At 62.4% G+C, this 20,110-nt stretch carries 16 protein-coding genes, 1 tRNA gene and 1 pseudogene; 6 read left to right on the forward strand and 12 right to left on the reverse strand.

All coding sequences use genetic code 11. The features are described 5' to 3' along the window. The 5 genes from XAN126_RS0106025 (at position 1) to XAN126_RS0106045 (ending at position 3,241) form a co-directional block, all read left to right on the forward strand. A complete protein-coding gene (locus XAN126_RS0106025) occupies positions 1-456 on the forward strand; it encodes an HPr kinase/phosphatase C-terminal domain-containing protein (RefSeq protein ID WP_024277702.1) in 456 nt (151 codons plus the stop codon). A gap of 109 nt (positions 457-565) precedes the next feature. Then, positions 566-967: a PTS sugar transporter subunit IIA gene (locus XAN126_RS0106030; protein WP_024277703.1), complete on the forward strand. Its 402-nt coding sequence runs from the start codon at positions 566-568 to the stop codon at positions 965-967. Between the two features lie 52 nt (positions 968-1,019). Continuing rightward, positions 1,020-1,319 carry an HPr family phosphocarrier protein gene (locus XAN126_RS0106035; RefSeq protein ID WP_029557296.1) on the forward strand — a complete coding sequence of 100 codons (300 nt, stop codon included), beginning with the start codon at positions 1,020-1,022 and terminating at the stop codon, positions 1,317-1,319. Between the two features lie 252 nt (positions 1,320-1,571). Then, positions 1,572-2,987 carry a HAMP domain-containing sensor histidine kinase gene (locus XAN126_RS0106040; RefSeq protein ID WP_029876780.1) on the forward strand — a complete coding sequence of 472 codons (1,416 nt, stop codon included), beginning with the start codon at positions 1,572-1,574 and terminating at the stop codon, positions 2,985-2,987. Between the two features lie 177 nt (positions 2,988-3,164). Next, positions 3,165-3,241, forward strand: a tRNA-Arg gene (locus XAN126_RS0106045). Here XAN126_RS0106045 and XAN126_RS27570 read toward each other — a convergent pair. From XAN126_RS27570 to XAN126_RS0106100, 12 genes are all read right to left on the reverse strand, one after another. Next, the gene (locus XAN126_RS27570; RefSeq protein WP_348550919.1) at positions 3,197-4,882 is read right to left on the reverse strand and encodes a recombinase family protein; all 1,686 of its coding nucleotides are present in this window, start codon (positions 4,880-4,882) and stop codon (positions 3,197-3,199) included. The two genes, XAN126_RS0106045 and XAN126_RS27570, sit on opposite strands and share 45 nt — an antisense overlap. 265 nt (positions 4,883-5,147) lie before the next feature. Next, positions 5,148-7,835, reverse strand: a complete 2,688-nt coding sequence (mobF, locus tag XAN126_RS0106060) for a MobF family relaxase (RefSeq protein ID WP_024277708.1) — start codon at positions 7,833-7,835, stop codon at positions 5,148-5,150. Positions 7,836-7,978: 143 nt separating this feature from the next. Further along, on the reverse strand, positions 7,979-9,724 hold the full coding sequence (locus XAN126_RS0106065) for a type IV secretion system DNA-binding domain-containing protein (RefSeq protein WP_024277709.1): 1,746 nt from the start codon (positions 9,722-9,724) through the stop codon (positions 7,979-7,981). Next, entirely contained in the window at positions 9,721-10,344 is a 624-nt protein-coding gene (locus XAN126_RS28160) for a hypothetical protein (RefSeq protein ID WP_155982227.1), read from the reverse strand. Before XAN126_RS28160 ends, XAN126_RS0106065 begins: the two co-directional genes overlap by 4 nt. Further along, on the reverse strand, positions 10,334-11,173 hold the full coding sequence (locus XAN126_RS0106070) for a hypothetical protein (RefSeq protein ID WP_155982228.1): 840 nt from the start codon (positions 11,171-11,173) through the stop codon (positions 10,334-10,336). Before XAN126_RS0106070 ends, XAN126_RS28160 begins: the two co-directional genes overlap by 11 nt. Before the next feature lie 73 nt (positions 11,174-11,246). Continuing rightward, positions 11,247-12,428: a hypothetical protein gene (locus XAN126_RS28165; protein WP_155982229.1), complete on the reverse strand. Its 1,182-nt coding sequence runs from the start codon at positions 12,426-12,428 to the stop codon at positions 11,247-11,249. Between the two features lie 640 nt (positions 12,429-13,068). Further along, positions 13,069-13,413 carry a transposase gene (locus XAN126_RS0106075; RefSeq protein WP_155982423.1) on the reverse strand — a complete coding sequence of 115 codons (345 nt, stop codon included), beginning with the start codon at positions 13,411-13,413 and terminating at the stop codon, positions 13,069-13,071. A gap of 168 nt (positions 13,414-13,581) precedes the next feature. Further along, positions 13,582-15,081, reverse strand: coding sequence for an AMP-binding protein (locus tag XAN126_RS0106080; RefSeq protein WP_038225054.1), 1,500 nt, complete (start codon positions 15,079-15,081; stop codon positions 13,582-13,584). A gap of 14 nt (positions 15,082-15,095) precedes the next feature. After that, a complete protein-coding gene (locus tag XAN126_RS0106085; RefSeq protein WP_024277712.1) occupies positions 15,096-15,878 on the reverse strand; it encodes an enoyl-CoA hydratase/isomerase family protein in 783 nt (260 codons plus the stop codon). Then, positions 15,865-16,512 carry a TetR/AcrR family transcriptional regulator gene (locus tag XAN126_RS0106090; RefSeq protein ID WP_024277713.1) on the reverse strand — a complete coding sequence of 216 codons (648 nt, stop codon included), beginning with the start codon at positions 16,510-16,512 and terminating at the stop codon, positions 15,865-15,867. The genes XAN126_RS0106085 and XAN126_RS0106090 overlap by 14 nt, the downstream gene beginning before the upstream one ends. Positions 16,513-16,543: 31 nt before the next feature. Continuing rightward, complete coding sequence (locus XAN126_RS0106095) at positions 16,544-17,338, reverse strand: enoyl-CoA hydratase-related protein (protein ID WP_024277714.1); 795 nt, start codon at positions 17,336-17,338, stop codon at positions 16,544-16,546. Positions 17,339-17,342: 4 nt separating this feature from the next. Next, positions 17,343-18,692 (reverse strand): MFS transporter, encoded by a 1,350-nt coding sequence (locus tag XAN126_RS0106100; protein ID WP_024277715.1) that lies wholly within the window; start codon positions 18,690-18,692, stop codon positions 17,343-17,345. A gap of 480 nt (positions 18,693-19,172) precedes the next feature. On the opposite strand from XAN126_RS0106100, the pseudogene XAN126_RS0106105 reads away from it, so the two are divergent. Then, positions 19,173-19,619, forward strand: a pseudogene (locus XAN126_RS0106105) (ATP-binding protein); the annotation flags it as partial. Positions 19,620-20,110: the final 491 nt, after the last annotated feature.

The following is a 20,110-nucleotide window of genomic DNA, read 5'->3' on the forward strand; positions in this document are numbered from 1 at the left end:
GTGACCGGGGCCGCGCCACCCACCATCCACGCAAGCTGCGTCGCCGTGGGGGACGTGGGGCTCCTCATCCGCGGCCCGTCGGGCTCCGGCAAGTCCATGCTCGCGCTGAGGCTCATCCTCGATGCCCCCCGCGCCCTGCCGCCGGCCGAGCTGGTGGCGGACGACCGGGTGGTGCTTGCCGTGGAGGATGGTATGCTGATCGCCCGGCCGCCTCCTTTACTTGCAGGGCTGATCGAGTTGCGCGGTATTGGTGTGAGGCGGATGGAGCACCGTCCCTCCGTCGCAGTGCGGCATGTGGTCGATCTGGCGGCATCGGAAATGGTCCGCATGCCCGACCCGCCCGAGCTTCGGGAACAGATTCAAGGCATTGAAATCCCTAGAACTTCGATCTTTGGCCTGGACCTGGCGCCTGTCGTAATCGCTTGCATTCTCAAGACGCGGGCTTACGAAAACTAAATGTGCTTTTGTGCGTTGCACCCCTTGCGTAATTTTTGAGCCGCTCTGAATATGGCCGTCCCGCAGCGCGGGAGGCCTTCATCAGGGGGAAGATGAGGGCGGAGGAAGCATGATCGGTCTCGTCCTCGTCACACACGGCCGTCTGGCAGACGAATTCTGCTCCGCTCTGGAGCACGTGATGGGCCCGCAGGCCCAGATCGCCGCTGTCACCATCGGTCCCGAAGACGACATGGAGCGGCGGCGCCAGGACATCATCGAGGCGGTGGATCGCGTTCGCACCGGCGACGGGGTGGTGATCCTCACCGACATGTTCGGCGGAACCCCCTCCAACCTCGCGATTTCGGTGATGAACACGCCGGATGTCGAGGTGGTCGCGGGCATCAATCTGCCCATGCTGGTCAAGCTCGCCAAGGTGCGTGGGGAGATGCCGCTGGCCCAGGCCGTGGACGTCGCCCAGGAAGCCGGTAGGAAATACATCAATGTCGCAAGCCGCGTCCTCTCCGGTAACTGAGCTTTTCGCCGACGCCGGTTGCGCGGCGGGCGGCTGTTCCGACGATCCGGCCATCGCCTGCGGCCGGCCTATCGCGCCCGAGGCGCTGGTGCGCGTCCTTCCCATCATCAACAAACGCGGCCTCCACGCCCGCGCCTCCGCCAAGTTCGTACAGACCGTGGAGCGCTTCGACGCCATGGTCACGGTGTGCCGCAGCGGCGAGGCGGTGGGCGGCAATTCCATCATGGGCCTGATGATGCTGGCTGCCGGGCCCGGCACCTGCGTCACCGTTACCGCCACCGGCCGGGAGGCGTCCGACGTGCTCGACGCCCTCGGCACCCTCGTCGGCGACCGGTTCGGCGAGGAAGAGTAGGGCGAAAGCCCCGCGCCCGTGTGCTGACGGGCTGGCAAGCGAAAGCGCTGCCGTTTCGGCCGTTTACCTCAAATTGAGGTTGCTCTGGCCCGTTCCCCGATGGTTGCCTATGTCTTAACGCTGATCCCTTCGTGCAATGGGCCCGAGGGATCCGGGACGGGCCTTCCCCCCGTATCAGATGCGATGTTCGAGCCGAGGAGCCATAAGCCCGAGGAGGCACCGGCGCCCAAGCGCCGCCGGTGGAGCCTCGGCTTGTCGGCAAAACTGCTCGCCTTGACGGTGGCGGTGGTGGCCACGGCGGAAATCGCCGTGCTGGTGCCCACCATCGCCAATTACCGCATCGCCTGGCTGTCCGACCGCCTCGCCGCCGCCCGCACCGCCGCCCTCGTGCTCGACGCCGCGCCACAGGATGGCGTCACGGTGGACATGACTCGCGAGCTTCTCGACAGCGTGGGCGCCAAGGTGATCGTGGTGAAGCGGGAGGGCACCCGGCGCCTCCTCGCCGCCTCCGACATGCCGCCCGAGGCGGACGTGCACATCGACATGCGCGAAACCACGCTCTGGGGCGCGGTGCATGATGCCTTCGACACCCTCGTCGCCGACAACGGCCGCATCCTGCGCATCGTCGGCGAACCGCCGCGGGGGGCCGACTTCATCGAGATCGTGCTCAGCGAGACCCCGCTGCGCGTCGCGCTGCTGCGCTTCGCAGCGACCGTACTGCTCATCTCGCTCGCCGTGGCTGTCGTGGCGGGCGTGCTGGTCTATGTGAGCCTCAACTGGCTGTTCGTGCGGCCCATGCGCCGCCTCACCGAGCGCATGTCCGCCTTCCGGGAGGATCCCGAGGACGCCTCGCGCATCATCGTGCCCTCCGGCCGCTCCGATGAGATCGGCACCGCCGAGGAGGCGCTCGAGGAATTGCAGCGCGAGCTCTCCCACACCCTGCACCAGAAGAGCCACCTCGCGGCGCTGGGCCTCGCCGTGTCCAAGATCAATCACGATCTGCGCAATCTGCTATCCTCGGCGCAACTGCTCTCGGACCGCCTCGCCTCGGTGCCGGACCCGACCGTGCAGCGCTTCGCGCCGAAGCTGCTCGCCGCCCTCGACCGCGCCATCCATTATTGCGAGCAGACTCTGTCCTACGGTCGCGCCAAGGAGCCCCTGCCGGAGCGGCGCGACGTGGAACTCGCCCATCTGTTCGAGGAGGTGCGCGAAACCCTCGGCCTCTCGTCCGGTGGCAGCGCGGGGGTCGGCTGGGTGGCAGACGTGGAGCGCGGGCTCACCGCCGATGCCGATCCCGATCAACTGTTCCGGGTCATCCTCAACATCACCCGCAACGCCCTCCAGGCGCTCGAGGCGCGTGCCCCGCTCGATCCCGAGCGCGACCAGATCCGCGTCCGCGCCCGCCGCAAGGGGCCGGTGGTGGAGATCGATCTCAGCGACACCGGGCCGGGCATTCCCGCGGCGCGGCGCGAGCATCTGTTCGAGGCCTTCGTCTCCTCCGCCCGGCGCGGCGGCACGGGGCTCGGCCTGCCCATCGCCGACGAACTGGTGCGGGCCCACGGCGGCCACATCCGCCTGCTCGACACCAAGATCGGCACCGCCTTCCGCATCACCATCCCCGACCAGCCGGAGAGCCGGCATCACCGACGGGAACGCATCCGGGCGTGATCGGGCCGAGTTTTCCACAAGGCGCGCTCTTTCCGGCCGGTCTCATGAGCGATGCGGGCCGGGGGCCTTGCACCCTCCCATAAAAAGGGGTAGCAGACGGGCCTCGCGGAATTCCAAGCCGCGAACGCCCTGGGAAGCTCCTCGCTTTCCCGACCGGTCCGCCGGTCACGGGCACAGGCGCCGGTAGCTCAGCTGGATAGAGCACCAGACTACGAATCTGGGGGTCGGGAGTTCGAATCTTCCCCGGCGCGCCATTTCGGTACAAAACCACGAACGCCGTGAGGCGGTTTCGGCTTGCCGAGGACTGCGGCGTGCAGGTCGTCGCGATCCCCGATGATTTGGACGGACTTGTCGCCAACGATGATGGCGCTGATTAGCGAGCGCAGGTAGGCGCGGCGTGCGGGCGTCTCGCCATGGTCGAGCAAATCGCGCATCAGGTTTGAGAACGCCGCTATGCTTTCCGGGGCTACGAAGCCCGTCGGGTTCGTCTGGGCTGCCTCGCGGGCGTAAGCCGCTTGCGCCTTCTCTCGCTCAGCCTTGAGGTCTGCGACGCGCGCTCTGAGAAGATCGTCGAGCTCGACGATGCCTTCCTCGATGCTGCGATAGAGCCGCGTCAAGCGCTCCTCGACCGCGAGTACCTCGGATTTCAGTGCCGCAAGTCGGCGGTGGAGGGCGGCATCCCGTGCCTGCCGCCGTTCCACGAGAGCGGCCAGCAGTTCGGACAACCGCTCCGGGGTGAACAGTTGTTCCTTCAGGGCATCGAGCACCAGGGTGTCGAGGAAGGCCATCGGGATGGAGTTGCCCTTGCAGACCGACGGACCCTTCTGCGCCCGCGCGGCGCAGGTGTAATAAGCATAGACCCGGCCCGTGGATGAGGTGCCGGTGCGCTGGGTCATCCCGCCACCGCAGTGGGCGCATTTGGCAAGGCCGGTGAGAAGGATCGGCCCGGTGGTCACCCGCGGCGGCGTCACCTTGGGGTTGCCTGCAACGAGCTTGGCCTGCACTCGGTCGAACAAGGCGGCGTCGATAATCGTAGGCGTCTCGATCTCCACGATCTCGGTGGCGGGCTTGTGGTCTCCCGTCTTGGCTGAACGCACATTGTAGCGCCAGCGCCCAACATAGATCGTGTTCGTGAGCAGGTGGTGTAGGGGCCCGACTCCGAAGGCGCCTCCCTTCCTGGTACGGAACCCCCTGCCATTGAGCCATATGGCGAGCTGCTTGATGCCGAGGGGAGGGGTGTTCGTGGCTGGATCGCCCTCCGCATACAGGCGGAAGATCAGACGAACGGTTTCCGCTTCAACGGGGTCGACGGCGAGGCGCTTCTTGATCTTCTGTCCTCGCCGCTCGGCCTCGACGATCTGATAGCCCAGCGGCGGCGAGGCGCCGTTCCAGAAACCCTGGCGGGCATTCTCCTTCATGGCGCGGGTGACGTTCTTGCCGTTCTCCTTGGAGGTGTACTCGTCGAAGATACCGATGATCTGGCGCATCATCTCCTGGCTCGGATCAGCGCCCGTCGGCTGCGTCATGGACACCACCTCGACGCCGTGCCGGCGGAGCTTTCGGATGGTCAGCTCCATGGCCGCGCCATCGCGGAAGAAGCGGGAGAAGGAATGCACCACGATCACATCATAAGGGCGATCGGCATCGCACGCGCGCTCCAGCATCAACTGGAAGATGGGACGCCGGTCATCCGTCGCGCTGGCCCCAGGCTCAATATATTCGTCGACGACCGTCCAGCCGTTGGTGTCGCAGTGCCGGCTGGTGAGATCCCGCTGGGAGGGAATGGAGACATCCCCTTCCGCCTGCCGCCCGGTCGAGACGCGCAGGTACAGAGCCGCGCGTAAGGCCTCGGATCGCTCCATGGGCAGGCGCCCTTTCACCTTGCTCCCGCGCATGTGCAGCTCTCCAAAATCGCCTCAAGGTCGTTTGCAGTCTGACAGGCCAGGACTCCCCGGACAATCAACAGGCGCGCCCGGTATGCCGGGCGCGACCTGCGCGAAGAACGCGGCCAGCTGGGGCGAGAAATAGGTTTCGAGGACCGAGAGCTCCTTGGCCCGGGGGGACGGCGAAAGACCATGGACGGTCACATCCCAATCCGACGGGGTCAGCTCGTGGTACGCGTGCTTTCTGCGCCTCGCGGCTGGACCGGAGCGCGTCGGGTCACCGCTCATGGTCGATCTCGCGCGCACGCTGATGAGGCCGCCCCTCACGCCCTACCGCGTGTGAGGGTTCCTTGCGGATGCCAGGGGGACTGAGGCCCAGCTGCTCGAGCGCTTCGGACTGCTCCAAGACGGCGAGCGCCGATTTTTTTGTGCTGGCGACGGAAAGCCGGTGACCAAGAAAGGCCCGCCGTTGATCCGGCGAGATCGGCGCTCCACCCGGATCCTGGTCGAGGGGCCGATGGGATTGCAGGATGGTGTCGATTTGCGAACAATCGACCACCAGCCGCGTTGCCTCGCGCGCCCGGCTTGCAGCTACATGGATGGCCTGACGACTGTAGTTGGCGTCGAGAAGCACGAGGGCCTGATCGACGGTCAGCCCCTGTGCCCCGTAGACCGTCGTGGCATAGGCCCATCCGAGACGGGCGCGCCCCTGTTCATCGGCGAGCTCCGACGGGGTAAAGCGGATCTGCCGAGAGCCGATTTTTGCTTCGAAGTGCACGCACTCGGCCCGATCCAGTCCCGGCGACCTGTCGACATGGACGGAGATGACGTTCGCGACCGTGCCGTTGACGACAGCGAGGCGATCGTTCCGGGCCAGGAAGCGGATCTGGTCTCCGGCAGAAATATCAATCTGGGTGCCTTGCCCGGACGGAGTTACAGCCTTGATTGCGACCTCGGGGCCGGCGAGGACTCCGTCTCGTCTCAACTGCGCCCGGACAGCCCTGGAGATGTCGCCGACCTGCGTGTTGGTCCGAGCGATCAACAGGAGGGAGTGTGCAGGTCGTTCACAGCGGATCGAGGCCCACCCCTCGACCATGCTGTGGATCGCGTCCTTATAGGACGGCACCTCCTCAAGACCGTCATGGGCCGCGAAGGCTTGGAGTGCGGTATCAGCATCCCCAGAGCCAAAACTGGTGACCGCGTCTCGCGCCCATGCATGATGTTGCCGCACGATCGTATCGACGCGGACTGGAGCCACACCTCTGGCGGCGAGATCGAGGCCGGGACCTGCCCCGATGGATTGAAGCTGGCGACGGTCCCCGACCAAGATGACCTTGGCCCCGGCTCGGTGCGCCGCGCTGAGCAGCGTATGGGCTTCGCGCGCTGACAGAAGCCCCGCCTCGTCGACGATGAGAAGGGAATTCTTGTCGAGGAACTCTCTCCCATGCTTCAGTTTTTCGATCCACGACGCCGTCGCGCGGGCCTCGATCTGCAGATCGCTTTGTAGGGTTTGAGCAATACGCCAGGCGCTAGCAGTGCCGATCACGCGGCATCCGGTCTTGCGGTAGGCGGCAACGATGGGGGCGAGGGTGGTGGTTTTGCCTGCGCCCGGTGCCCCTTCGATGATCGCAAGGCGGGAACCTCCGACTGCAGCACGGGCCGCGGCTATTTGTTCTTCATTCAAGCCGCGGGCGGAGCAGAGTTTCTCGACGTCGCTGCCGTCGACCTTGTGCCACGTGGTAGAGGCGAGCGCACGAGCAATGGCGACGAGGTTTCGCTCGACGGCCAGGGCCTCGGGCGTGGAATAGAGCGGGGCGCGGAGCGCGTCGCGGCCGATCTCGATGACACTGCGGGATACCATCATGCGATCGAGTTCCACATCGGCCTGCGACGTGGGAAGGCCTAGCCCGACGAAGGCTGCATAGGTGGCGCGCAAGAGCTCGCGCCGTTCGATAACGCTCTCGGTCTGTGTCAGTGCTGCGGGCAGGGCTTTGAGCCGGTCGGCCAGACGCTGGCGTGCGTTCACAACATGGCGGTGAGTTTCATGTAGACGACCGAGTGCCGGCCCGATTTCGTCGTCCAGAGTATTCGCAGAGGCTGCTTCCCGCCACGCGGTCTCCCGTTTGTGTTCGCCGAGGGAGAGTTTGGCGTTCCGCGATGTCTTGGCAACAGCCGCGGCGAAGGCCGAGGCGTCCCGGCTCGTGGTTCCTACTGCGGCGAGCTCCGACTTGATGTCCTCGCGCCGAGCCGAGAAATACTGAATGGCCTGGTCTGAAATTCCTTTCAGTTCGAAAGTACCATTATAACCTTCACGATCGAGCTCGAACCCCAGGTGCACAAGACCTTCCGCTAGGGCGGAGTGATAGACTGCCCCAGCTGCCATTTTCCAATCGCGCAATACTGTGGAGTGCAGCGCGCCCAGGGTGCCGTCGGCGCGTGTGGCAAGATTGAGTACCACGGAATGGGAATGAAGGTTTGGATCGGCGAACACGCGGCCATCGCTGTGTTTGGCTGGTCGGCTCTCCGAATGTCTGAAGATCGCGACGGTCAGGGTGACCTTCTCGATTCTGGTGCCCGATTTCCCTCGTCGAGCACAAGCTGCCTCGCGCTCGATGATAGCCAGAGCTGAGCGCACGGCCTCAGCGTGCCTATTCTCGATATGACCCTTCAACTGGTCGTCGGCAAATGCCCATGCTAGGGAGACTGAGCGCGGGGCGGAGAAGGTAAAATCATAAGCGGGGACCCTGCTTACACTCTTGCCGCCTCGGTCAGAGAATTTCTGCCCCCGGACGATGCCCTCGTATAGAGCTGCGAAGTCATTCTTGTCGACGCTGCCGCGGTCGGTACAACCGAGGTCGCCGGCGGGGGCGTACCAGACGCCGTCCGGCTCCACCCCGCCGAGATAGTATTCCGTCTGGCGCGCATAATAGCTGCTCGCTGCAGCGACATTCCAGGTTGCGACCATGTGCTTGCTCCGAATTTATCCGGAGCAAGGTGCAAGTGGCGCCAAGAAGCAGCTGGGCTAACGACCGCGCCATTTTTGATTTATTGCCAGATAGCGGCGTCCACCCATGAGAGCGGACGCCGGAATGCAGCGTTTGTAGGCCCTCAAGACCGCGGTACATATGGAGGGCGGCGATCGCGCCATTGGCCAACGGGCCAGTCCAGGCGTGCAACATCGCCATGGCCCAAAACCAGAGCCGAGACCACAGGCCGCCCGAACGGGTCGAATCCACGTCCCAGGTGATCGGACAACAGCTCGGGAGCAACGACTGGAATCTCCTGGGTGAAGGTCTCGAATTGCGGACGACTGCTTTGATTCGTCCCCACGCGCTCGCGCCAGCTCACTGTCCTGTCACCGATCCAGGTGGAGGATATTTCCTCCGCGGTCTCACCCGTTGCGACGCGGCCCACGATCTTTGTCGTCATATTGTCCAGGAAATGTTGCGCAGCATCGCGACCATAAATCTCTCGTAGTTGAGCGGGAGATTGGATGGCGGAGACAAGTCGGATCCCTGCAGACCGTCCAATTGCTGCAAGTCGAAGGATAGCCTGGCTTTTGCCGATTTGCGGCAACTCGTCCAGGAACATCCAGAGTGGTCCGGGCGTCGCGTGAGCCGCGAGGTCGGCGGCAGCGTCCGCGGCAATCTTCAGCACGATCCGTAACATTTGTGCAGACAAAGCTGGGCTCCGTGGCGATTGGCTCAGGATAAGCACCTGCTGTTGGCCGCCACGACCCAAGACCCATTGCTTGATCGAGACCTCATCTGTGCCGTTGCGGTCCAGCGCCGCGAAGGATTTAGCGGTCTGTCCGGCGCACGCGACCAGGACCAAATAGAAGCTCATTGCCGTCTTCCTGGTGTCACCCGTGACATCAATGAATGACGCCTCGACGGGGGCGATGGGGGCAAGGAGAGCATGTAACTCCTCGATAGGCCTAGACAACAGGTCGTCGAGATCCGACCAACTCCAAGGTCCGCCATCCGCCTGGCTTTGAAGATATCTGACGAGGGCTGAGAATACCTGCCTAGCACCGCTGCTCCACGAGGGGTCGGAACTCTCCGGGATGAGTTCGATCGCAAGCTCCGCCGCGTCCTCCGCCGTTGCTATGTCCTGGCCGATTGCCCAACTGACGCTGCGTGCATCATCGATTGAGAACAGGGCAAAGGCCTCCGACGGCAATCGCGCGGTGAAGTCACCTTTAACATCGATGCAAAGCGCCCGGTCACCTAGGCGCAAAGCGCCATCCAGAAGCCTTTGCATGATGGTCGTCTTGCCGGCACCCGTCCCCGCAACAATGAGAATGTGTTCCATCTCGACCGCGCGTGGCAAGGTCAGATCATCAGTTAAGCGGACTCCGGGGTGTGACGCGCCGAACCGTTTCTGCCAGGAGGCCATCAGCGAACGGATTGCGGCGCGCCCCATGCGGAGACGATGCCCACGGATATGCCTCACCGCTGGCGTTTCGACGATTCCGGTAACGAGGCTGGACCGAATTTGCCCACACAGTAAAAGGGTCGCGAGAAGCGCAGCGCTCCCGCGAAGCATAAGCGACGAGGTCAGCTCAAACCATTGTAAATTGCGCAAGAATTCTCCGGGTATGGCAACTAATGCAAGAACCCGCGCGGGAAGTGTCGGGGCCTGAATTGCATTGCGCAGTAGTGTGCTCAGAACGTCGAGAAAGAAGCCAGGCGTTGCTGCCCGGACATCGCTCAACGTCGGCACCCAAGCCTGCGGCGGCAGGACGTAGAGCGAAAGCAAGAAGACGGCGACAGCAAGCGGTGGAAACGCGATAAAAGCGAGGACGGTGGCCGGGAAGGTGTCCCTGCGAGGGGTCAATGGGTGCAGGCTCATTTGTTTTGATCCTTCAGTTTGAGAGTGCCGCGCCAGACGACCAGTGTCGTTCCCGGGGGGATCACGTCAGCGCGCGCAAGTTGAGGGTTAACCTTCAGGAAGTCGTCAGGCGGCTGATTGAGGAGTTGGGTGGCGCGAGGAACAGAGAGCCCGGTCGAAGCTACGTGATAAAGGCAGCCATCCACGTACGCGTCGAGTCGCAGACAGGTGGGCCAGTAGCCCGTCGACATCGTTCGCACCCCCGTGTCGAACAATGTTGCTATCCATGGACGCGCCCGATCGCTGATGACGCCAGCGAAGAAGACCGCTGTCGCCAAAGTCATGGCTATTGCCCACCGGTTCTGCGGCCGAGCATGCCGTGCTTCGCTTCGCGACGACGCCTCCTCGTCGGTTGATGATGAAAGTTTCGGCGCGAAATCGGTCAGTTGCCGATGCCGTTTGGCGACAGCGGATAGACCGTCGGCTCCAAGGGCCGAGATCACGTCGGAAGGTAATTCGAGAATTTCCTCGGCGGGCATGGCTACGACCTGTTGGATTAGATCGCGTCTGCCGATAGCCCCTTCAGTGATTGCTTTTCGCATTTGGGCTATGAAGCGATCCCGAGCGCGGTCAGTGGTCATTGGCGCCTCCAATGTCGACACCGATGGCAGGTCCGAGCGAATGGTTGGCCGCAGCCATGAATGCGGCGATATCGCCGCGCAAAACCTTAGCCATCGGTCGGCTTCGCCCAGTTAATGCCTGGATGTTGGCAACGTCCGCCGCGATGATGTCCAAGAAGCGCTGGCCTGCCGCCTCACACGGCTGCCAAGAGCCTGGGGCGATCGCCGGAAGTTCGATGGCACCCGTCGCTTTGCCGAGGGGAAGCAGTTGCTCCCTCCACAGAAGGTCTGCTGGGGCACCTGGATAGAAGTGGAAAAGCCCGTCACGAAGATTGAGGATCAGTCGGTTCGTAACCCCGGGGAGTACGCGTCTAACCGCGGTAGCTGTTCGGACTGCGCCTCTCATCGATTCTGGTTCGGCTGTCGTGGGCACCAGCCAAATGGTGTTCAGCCCGGCGTGCGTTAGCTCCTCGTCGAGATCAACCAACGAGCAATATTGTTCAACGAGCGATTGCTGCGGGCCACCAATGTCGATGACGGTCGGCACTTTGTCGGATACCGTTTGCTCGATTGCTGAGAAGAGCGGGTCAAACGTACTTACGATCACACCGGGGTCGCGCCGCAGGTCCGCGAGTTTTGGCGTGGGGACCGTCGTAACCCGACCCGGGTATAGGGTGGGTAGGCGCTCTTGATCGTCGATTTGAACGATTCGAGCGGCCACACCGACAACATCCAGGAGGTCAACGCAGAGCGAAGTGACGAATGATTTGCCGACACCTCCCTTTTCAGATCCAATGAAAATTAGATCTGGCCGTGGTTTAAGGAGAGGTTGTTGAGCTGGGCGTGCCATTGAGTTCTCCCTGATGCACAGCGCACACGCGCGCTGCAGGGCGAACTTGATCGAACCGGGCCATCTAGCTGGGCTAAAGACCCGTGCACGCGCTATTTTTTTGTGACCTCATCCGCCTCGCCCGGCAGATTAGAAGTAGGGTCCGCTGCTCGAGGCTCATGTCCTTTCTTATCGTCGGAAATTGCGGTACCTCCACGAGACCCGTATATCGACCAACATTAGAATCGAAGGTTCGTTCATCGCCAAATAAAAGGCGACGACTAAGCTCCCTATGCCAATCATCCAGTGGATATAGAGCTCTTGCGTAAATAGGTTCTATGATGTCGGATAGTGAGATATGTTGATCATTCTCGATTTGGTTGATATCAAATATAATATCGTTAATAAAAAGTCTGGACATATCCAGAATGTTTATCTGCTTTCTAAGTGTCAGAACGTGACGTAATATATTTTTGTCAAAATATGTTTCCTCAATGGCGCTGTTGAAAATTCTCCATTTTTCAAATGAGAATGCCCGAACTGCATCGATTATATCGCGGGCGGCCCCCATTTTTCGCGAGTGCAAGGAACCGCGCTCCCGCGGCCAGATTACATCCAAAACGGACGTGACAAGGAACCAATCTGGCTTGGGCTCCTGTCCCGAGATAACTTTGATATTTCGTCTTCCCTTACAATTTCGAACTTGGAACGTATCAGTCAGCAGATCGCTCATGAATCCGGCCCAACTGCGGATACGCTCTGGATTTTCCCTCATCGCGGATAACAGAATTTGTTTGGCTTTGTCGTGGCTGTAGCACCCTTCGACGTTCAATAGGGCAGACCTTACGGAAATGGGCAGCGTTCTTAGGGGGGATTTGTCGCGCCGATGCGCTCGCGCGATCCATGATTCGCTTTCGCCTGCTGAAACGGCCGCGTCGTTTGGAACTAAAAATAGATCTTTTTCACCCAGGCTGATCAGTGGTGCCGGGAACAAGCCAAAGAGCGCGCACATTGCCTCCTCAGAGAGGGTCTCGCCAAGCGCATAAAGGCGACTGTTTGAAAGTGACGACAGTTTTTTCAAATCTTTTATGATCGATCCTCGTGTTGGACTTCTTTCGTATCTGGTGTATTTAAATAAATATTGGACAGATATGTCATATAATTTAATATAGACCTGCTCAATATCTATATCAAAATTGTGAATATCGCGCTTTAAGCTATCCATGAGCTGCGAGTCTGCGTCAGGCGGCGTGAAATTATGCATATCGAATCCCATGCCTGTTCCTCATGACTCCCGGCGCAGTTTTTCGGCTCGCCGGATAATTGCACTGAGATCGGAACGGGCCGTTACGACAGCGGGGTTAGCGCTGCTTTTGGCAATGGAATTGGACATAGGTTGGTGTTTCTGAGGCGCCTCTCGGTTTAGTGCCGATGGAGTTGAGGTGCCGGCGACAGCCCGCGAGACTAGGACGCGCAGCACATCGCCCCCCACCGCCCGATCATGCCGGGATCTAAGCCCGTGTGCCCGCAGCAAATTGGCAATTTGATCCCAAGTCGCTCCCTCTGCTCTGAGGCGTTCGAATATCGCCAAATTCTCGCGGACCACGCGCTGCAATGACCTCGGACCAGCTATTCCCGTCTGGGTGGCAATTATTGCCCTAATTTCTCGAACGAGTCGGCCCGGACGGTTCATGCCCTCTTATATACACTATCGCACCATTTGTCGACGTCGCGACCTTGTTACAAATTGTTCGGGGATGTTCTGTTCACACCTGTGCACCGATCGTGCTGTCCGAGGTTGAGCAACTCCGCTGCCGCTGGGGGCACGTCAGTCCGCTGTGCGGCTACTGAGGTGGTCCACATGGCCTTCGACGGCATCAACATGGCGGCGTGACACACACACACCAGAACCAAGCTTAGTGAAGCCGCCAAACTGTCCGCCAATGCGGGACCACCTCAATCATCACCTGAACCCCGGCGACGTCGACCTCGATGGCTGCCGCGCGACGTTGCCGGCCACGCCGCTTCGGCCGCGAGCATGTGGGCGAAGGCTCCGATGCCGGAGCAATCTCCTGCGTGACCACAGCTGGCACGAACGCTGGGATCGTCTCGCTTGCCTTGCGTGCCTCACGGCGCCACGTGAACAACTGCTGCGGCGTCAGTCCGTGGCGGCGGGCAACCGCGGACACCACGGCGCCGGGGGCGAGCGTCTCTTCCAGGATCCGAGCCCGATCGTCCGCCGTCCAACGCCGGCGCCCCATCGCGCCGTTGATCACCTCGAAGCGCCGGACCTCACCCTCCGGCTCAAGTCTATGGTCAAGCCCAGACACAAGACGATCCTCCAATCGGGATCGTCAGACTGCGCTCTCACGCCAGACCTATGAAGGTGCCCCAAGGACGACGCTTACGTTAGGGCAGGCACCGACGGATCACATCAGGCTCGAAGCGCCCTTGAGACGCACTTTGTCGATCTTTCCGCTCGCAAGCAGCGGCATTTCTGGGAGAGCGGAGACCTCCTGCGGCAGCTTGTACTTGGCAAGGCGCGTGCGGCAGTGCTCCATCACCTCCTGCGAGGTCAGGGACCGGCCCTTCTTGAACACCACATAGGCTCGCCCCACCTCGCCCCACTTAGGGTGCGGCACTGCGACCACCGCAGCCTGGGAGATGGCATCGTGGCTGCAAAGGGCCTGTTCGACCTCGGCGCAATAGACATTCTCTCCACCCGAGATGTAAAAGTCCTTCGCGCGTCCCACCAAATAAAGATAGCCATCGGAATCGTAATGAGCGATGTCGCCAGTGCCGAACCACTGGCAAGCCCCGCGCGGCATCGCACCCCAATAGCCGGGCGTGATGGTTGGCCCGCGCACCTCGATCTCGCCATGGACGCCCGCCTCGGTCACGACCCTGCCGGCGTTGGCGAGGCGCAGCTCCACATGGAGCAGCGGCCGCCCGCATGAGCCCAGCCGCGACAGGCTCGCCGTCTTGGAGAGGGCAGTCGCCGCAGTGGTGGTCTCGGTCATGCCCCAGACATTCTGAAGCACAATGCCCCCGCGTTCGTAAGTCTCCAGCAGCGTCTGTGAGCAGGGCGCCCCGCCCACGGCACACACTTTCACATGGGGCAATTTTATATCCTCGAAGCCCGGCTGCTCCGACATCATAAGGTAGTTGGTGGGCACGCCGAGGACGTGGGAGATGCCCAGTTGGGGATCGCGTAGGAGCGCCAGCGCCTCCCGCGCATCGAAAGTGCGCATGACATGGACCGTGCCGCCCCAGTGGAATGCCACGTTCCCATAGGCATTCAGGCCGCTAATGTGGAACATCGGGAGGAAGGTGAGGGTGTTCGAGGTGCTGTCGAAATCGAAGTGCATGCCCGCGTGCACACAATTGTGCAAGGTCATGCCATACGTGATGCGTGCTCCCTTGGGCACGCCGGAGGAGCCTGACGTATAGACGATCGCCCAGGTATCGTCGCTGTCGAGCAGCGCGCGTTCGGCAGGCGGCCCCTCCGTGCGCCAGTCCTCATAGGCGCTCGCGCCGCCATCGTTCAGGGTGAGGAGTGGGGCGCCCGCTTGGTCTACGGCGGCGAGGTTCTTCTCGAACTCCACATGCGCGAGGATCACGGCCGGCGCGCAATCGGCCACTAGCCGCTGCAGTTCCACGGGAGTCAGCCGCCAGTTCAGCGGCACATAGATGGCACCGATGCGCTGGCAAGCAAACTGAAGCTCGAAAAGGTCCGTGGAATTATAGCAGAGGGTCGCCACCCGGTCGCCCGGCCGCGCCCCATGGGCGTGCAGGAGGGAGGCTGCCCGATCCACGCGCCGGTGGAAGTCAGCATAGGTATAGCGGCGCTGGGAGAAGCAATCCACCGCCGCCAGCCTGTCGGGCCGGTTGATCGCATGGTGGGCGATCCAGTCCATGACCATGTTCATGCGATGTCCGATTCTTATTGGGTTTTGGCCGTGCGCCGGGTGAGAAAGGCATCGATGCCCGCCTTGCCGTCGGGGCTCTCGAACAGCATGCGATAGAGGTCTCGCTCGTGCCTCTTGGATGCGTCGTAATTCTCGCGGACGCATCCGCTCAGCACTTGCTTGGTGAGGGTGATGGCCGCCGGGCGATAGGACGCCAAGCGCACCGCCAAGGCATAGGCCTCGTCCTGCAAGGCCTCGGGCGCGTAGAGGGCATGAAGGAGGCCGAGCGTCAGGCAGCGCTCCGCATCCATCGGGTCGCCGGTGATGCACATGGCCCGAGCCACCACGGGCCCGGCCAGATGCTCGATAAGCACCGTTCCGGCATTGCCCGGAAAGAAGCCCAGCTTGATTTCCGGGAAGCCCAGCTTCGCGTCGCGCGCGGCGATCAGCACGTCGGCCGACAGTGCGATCAGCAGCCCGCCCCCCAAGGCATAGCCATGGATAGCGGCGATCACCGCCTGGGGAAGCGCCTGGATGCGCTCATAGACGGCGCAGCCGCCAGCCCATTGCCGGTCGATTTCATCCACCGTCATCTTTTGCAATTCGGTGATGTCCGCCCCCGCGGCGAAGGACTTGCCGTTGCCGGAGATGACCACGGCCCGCACGTCCTGCGCGCGCTCCAGAATGGCGCAGACCGCGTCTAGATCGCGCAGCATCTGGCGATTGAGCGCGTTGTAGCGCTCGGGGCGGTTCAGCTGCACCTGGGCGATGGAGCCCGCGCGCTTCAGCTGCAAGGTCTCGAAGTCACTGAGCGGCATCGGCGCGCGTCCTCAGGATCATCTGGAGTCCAAGATCCGCCATGCAGTCCACCACCTCGTCCTCCGACAGGCGGCCGGTGGGCTTGTACCAGAGGAACATCCAGGTCATCAGACCGCCGATGCCTAGCGTGGCAAGGCTCGTGTCCTTGACCGAGAATTCGCCGGTGCGCACGCCTTCCTGGATCACTTCGGTCACGATGGCATCGAACTCGGCGCGCAGGAGGGACTGGGAATCCACCGAGTCCTCGGGCAATTGCATCTCCTCCCGAAAATAGATGGCCAGCGACGCGCGGTTCTGGATCACCGAGCGGGCAAAGTCCCGGAGAAAGGCTTGCATACGCTGCGTGGGCGTACCGCTCCTGGCCTTCAGGGCGGTGGCACATTCGAAGGCGCCGCACAGGCCCCTTCGGGCAACGGTGGCAAGGAGGTCCGCCTTGTTGCCGAAATGGTTGTAGATGACGGGCTTGTGTACGCCAGCCAGCTGCGCGACGGCGTCGAGCGAGGTGCCCACATAGCCGTGCGACAAGAAGAGCTTGGTCGCCGCCTCCAGCACGCGGGCGCGCTTCAGTTCCTCTATTTCGTCCTTGAGGGATCGCTGGGCCTGCCCTGCGACCGGGTTGCTGTCATCGGCCATGGCACGTTCGTCCTTTTGGGGCGGGCAGTTCTCAAGCGCCGGCGGGTTTGGGCGCCCGGCGCTCGAAAAAGGCGCTCGCGGCGCACTTGGCTTCCGTGCTTCGGCAACATTCGGCGTGGCGGCGGGCCTCCCTGTCCATATGGTCGGCAAAGCTCAGGTCGAACGTCTCCGCGAGATTGAGCTTGCCATAGCCGAGGGAAAGCGTCGTGCGGGACAGAAGGCGTCCCACCAGCGCCTCGACCGCGTCGGTAAGTTCGCTTGCTGGATGCACCTCCCCCACTAGGCCGATCGCGTGTGCCTGCTCGGCGTTGAGCGTCTTGGGATCGAGCATGAGCTGGCGCGCAGGAGCGGGACCGACGATGCGCGGCAGCAGCCAGGAAATTCCGAAATCCCCCGAGACGCCCACATTCTGAAAGGCGGTGGCGAACTTGGCATTGTCCGCCGCCAGCCGGAAATCGCAAGCACAGGCCACCGAGAGGCCGGCGCCGGCGCACGCTCCATTGATGGCCGCAACCGTGACCTTGTCCGTCGTGTAGAGCAATTCGCTGATGCGCATGAAGCGCCGCAGGCGCGCGGCCTGCTGGTCCAGCGTGCCCTCCCCGTTCACCGTCTCCAGGCCGGTGGAGATATCCCCGCCGGAGCAGAAGGCCCGGCCCGCACCGGTCACCACGATGACGCGGCAGTCCGGATCCGCCACGGTGGCCTCGGTGGCTTCCAGCATGTCTTCCAGCAGCGCGGCGTCCATGGCGTTCATGACGTCGGGCCGGTTCATCCGCAAGGTGGTGACGGGACCCGCCACGCTCAGTTCTATGGTCTTGTAAGGCATGGCGTCACTTCTCGAGGCGGGAAGACAGGGTCTGCTTGGGGATCACCAGCACCAGCACGCCGCCGAGCAGCATCAGGGCAGCCAGCACATAGGTGCCGTTATTGATGTCCCCGGTGAGATCCTTGGCGAGACTCGCGGCATAGGAGCCCACAAAGCCGGACGTAGACCCGATGGACGTAATCAGGGCGATGCCGGCGGCAGCGGCGGTGCCGGAGAGCACGGAGGCCGGGAAGGTCCAGAAGACCGGCGCATGAGCCATGACGCCGCCCGCCGACACCGACAGGAAGAACAGGGCCACCGGCAAATTGTTGGCGGTGAGCGCTGCCAGGATGAAGCTGAAGCCCGCGATGAAAGAAGGAATGGCCGCGTGCCAGCGCCGCTCGTTCATTTTCCGCGAATGGGCCGCGTTCAGGATCATGGCGATGGCTGAGACCAGCCACGGGATGGCGGAGAGCAGGCCGATGTCGAACGCGCTCTTCACCCCGGCATTCTTGATGATGGTCGGAAGCCAGAAAGACAGGCCATAGATGCCGGTACTGTAGCAGACCATAATGCCGGCCATCACCCAGACTCTGTAATCGCCGATCACCGCCGAGAAATTGTGGCGCTTGTGGCGGTCGTCGATCTGCAGATTGTTGTTAATCGTCTTCTTTTCGCCGTCCGTGAGCCACTTGGCATCAGCAACGGAGCTATCGAGATAAATGAAGACGACGGTCCCCAGGATCACGGCCGGAAGGCCTTCGAGCACCAGCATCCACTGCCAGCCGGCCAGGCCGTGCATGTCGTGAAAGTGGTCCATCAGCGCCCCCGAGATGGGCCCGCCCACGATCAGGCTGATGGGGATGGCGACGATGAACCCGGCCATCACCTTGGCCTGGCGCTCCGCCGGGAACCAATAGCTAATATAGAGGACGATGCCGGCAAAGAAGCCCGCCTCGCTCACGCCGAGCAGGAAGCGCAGAATGTAGAAGGTCGTCTCCTTGCCGAGACCGGTCCAGGCGGCGATGGGGTCGACGAAGGCGATGGCGGCGGAGACGATGCCCCAGGTGATCATGATCCGTGAGATCCAGATCCGGGCGCCGATCTTGTGCAGCACGATGTTGCTGGGGATCTCGAAGGCCACATAGCCCACGAAAAAGATGCTCGCACCAAAGGCATAGACGGCATCCGAAAATCCTAGATCCGTGAGCATCTGCAGCTTGGCAAAGCCGATGTTCACGCGATCCAGATAGGCGACCGCGTAACACAAAAAAAGCAATGGCACGAATCGCCACGTGATTTTCTTGTAAAGCGAATCCCCGCTTAATTTTGAGTATGGCTGTGACGGCGCAGCATTCAGCTGATTGATCGACACTACGTTCCCTCCTTGTATTTTTGTTTTCGTGCGTGACGCATTGGGTGCGCATCGCATCGCCCATGCGGTACCTGGACGTCGGCGCGGATCCCTTCTTTTTTCTTGCGGATTTACCCCTGCCGGTGGCCGGCCAGCGTGTTTGGCGTGTCCTAGCTGGTCCAAAATACCAACTAGGACTTTTTGGTACCAATCAGTATTTTTGTCAATCTCGTTGAGTGCGGAATGCATTAAGCCCTGGGCTCCGACCATGGAGAGGGACTGTCGTGGCCTAAGCTCGCCGTCGCGGTTCCGGTGAGGGACGCTCTGACCCAGGAGCGAAGAGGAAGGCTTGGGCCGCTCGCACCGCAAGCTCCCCGCCAGTCGCGAGACGGCATCTAAGAGATCGACGATCTCCTCAATGAGCGCATCGAATGAAGTCCGACATAGGCGCCAGGCGGCGCAAGATCGACATCGCCATTGGGCCGGCTCTCCGTCATGATTGTCGCCTCACGCGCCAACATTCTGGTGGCCGGCGGCACCTCCGCCGGCAAGACCCATCTGGCCATCGCCATCGCGCGGTCCGCCATCCGAGGCGGCGCCAGAGGCCGCTTCTTTAACGTCGTCGACCTCGTCAACAAGTTGGAGGCGGAGGCCCGATCCGGCCGCCAGGGGCGCATGGCCGATTATCTCTCCCGCAAGGACTTCATCGTCCTCGACGAGCTCGGCTACCTGCCCTTCGCCCAGTCCGGCGGCCAGCTCCTGTTCCACCTTGTCAGCCGGCTCTGCGAGCAGACCTCGGTCATTGTCACCACGAACCTCGCCTTCGGCGAGTGGCCAAGCGTCTTCAACGACCCCAAAATGACCACCGCGCTCCTCAATCGCCTCACCCACCACTGCGATATCGTCGAGACCGGAAACGAGAGCTGGCGCTTCAAGAACCGCGCCTGACCTCCGCCACCATTGACCCCACTGCCGCTGCGCCAAATCAACGCTCCGCGGCAGTGGGGTCAATGCTCCAGACAGGGGTCAACATTCGGCGCCGATAGCGCCGCGGGGGGAGGGGGATCACCCGCCCGAAGGGGCGCGCCGGCGGCGCGTGTCTGCACGGAGCGAAGCGAAGGAAGACCGGGGAGGCCCCCGGCGGGGCTTGCGGGGGAGGGATGGGGCAGCGCCCCGTCCTCCCCCTGGGCCGCGTCCGCGGCCGGACGATGCTGCATCAGGGACGGAAGCGGCCTGCCGCCGGGACCGCCCAGCGGGCCCGGTTCACGACAGCCCGGCCGCCCTGTGGGCGGGATGCAATGAGGATTCTTTGTTATGTTAAACTTGCGCCACGGAACCGAAACCGAGTCCAAGCGTCCGACGAGGGATAAATGACAAGCGAGAATAAAGGGAACGGAAACAGATTTTCGATAGACATCATCCTCGTCTGATCTTCGAAT

It is taken from the genome of Xanthobacter sp. 126, from assembly GCF_000526175.1.
GTDB classification, from domain to species: Bacteria; Pseudomonadota; Alphaproteobacteria; order Rhizobiales; family Xanthobacteraceae; genus Xanthobacter; species Xanthobacter aminoxidans.

Excerpts from the sequence above, each read along its gene's own strand:
- XAN126_RS0106065 (WP_024277709.1), bottom strand. The coding sequence starts at position 9,724 with ATGAGCCTGCACCCATTGACCCCTCGCAGGGACACCTTCCCGGCCACC.
- mobF (WP_024277708.1), bottom strand. The coding sequence starts at position 7,835 with ATGGTCGCAACCTGGAATGTCGCTGCAGCGAGCAGCTATTATGCGCGC.
- XAN126_RS0106095 (WP_024277714.1), bottom strand. The coding sequence starts at position 17,338 with ATGCCTTACAAGACCATAGAACTGAGCGTGGCGGGTCCCGTCACCACC.
- XAN126_RS28165 (WP_155982229.1), bottom strand. The coding sequence starts at position 12,428 with ATGGGATTCGATATGCATAATTTCACGCCGCCTGACGCAGACTCGCAG.
- XAN126_RS0106030 (WP_024277703.1), top strand. The coding sequence starts at position 566 with ATGATCGGTCTCGTCCTCGTCACACACGGCCGTCTGGCAGACGAATTC.
- XAN126_RS0106080 (WP_038225054.1), bottom strand. The coding sequence starts at position 15,081 with ATGAACATGGTCATGGACTGGATCGCCCACCATGCGATCAACCGGCCC.
- XAN126_RS0106070 (WP_155982228.1), bottom strand. The coding sequence starts at position 11,173 with ATGGCACGCCCAGCTCAACAACCTCTCCTTAAACCACGGCCAGATCTA.
- XAN126_RS28160 (WP_155982227.1), bottom strand. The coding sequence starts at position 10,344 with ATGACCACTGACCGCGCTCGGGATCGCTTCATAGCCCAAATGCGAAAA.
- XAN126_RS0106075 (WP_155982423.1), bottom strand. The coding sequence starts at position 13,413 with ATGGGGCGCCGGCGTTGGACGGCGGACGATCGGGCTCGGATCCTGGAA.
- XAN126_RS27570 (WP_348550919.1), bottom strand. The coding sequence starts at position 4,882 with ATGCGCGGGAGCAAGGTGAAAGGGCGCCTGCCCATGGAGCGATCCGAG.
- XAN126_RS0106090 (WP_024277713.1), bottom strand. The coding sequence starts at position 16,512 with ATGGCCGATGACAGCAACCCGGTCGCAGGGCAGGCCCAGCGATCCCTC.
- XAN126_RS0106085 (WP_024277712.1), bottom strand. The coding sequence starts at position 15,878 with ATGCCGCTCAGTGACTTCGAGACCTTGCAGCTGAAGCGCGCGGGCTCC.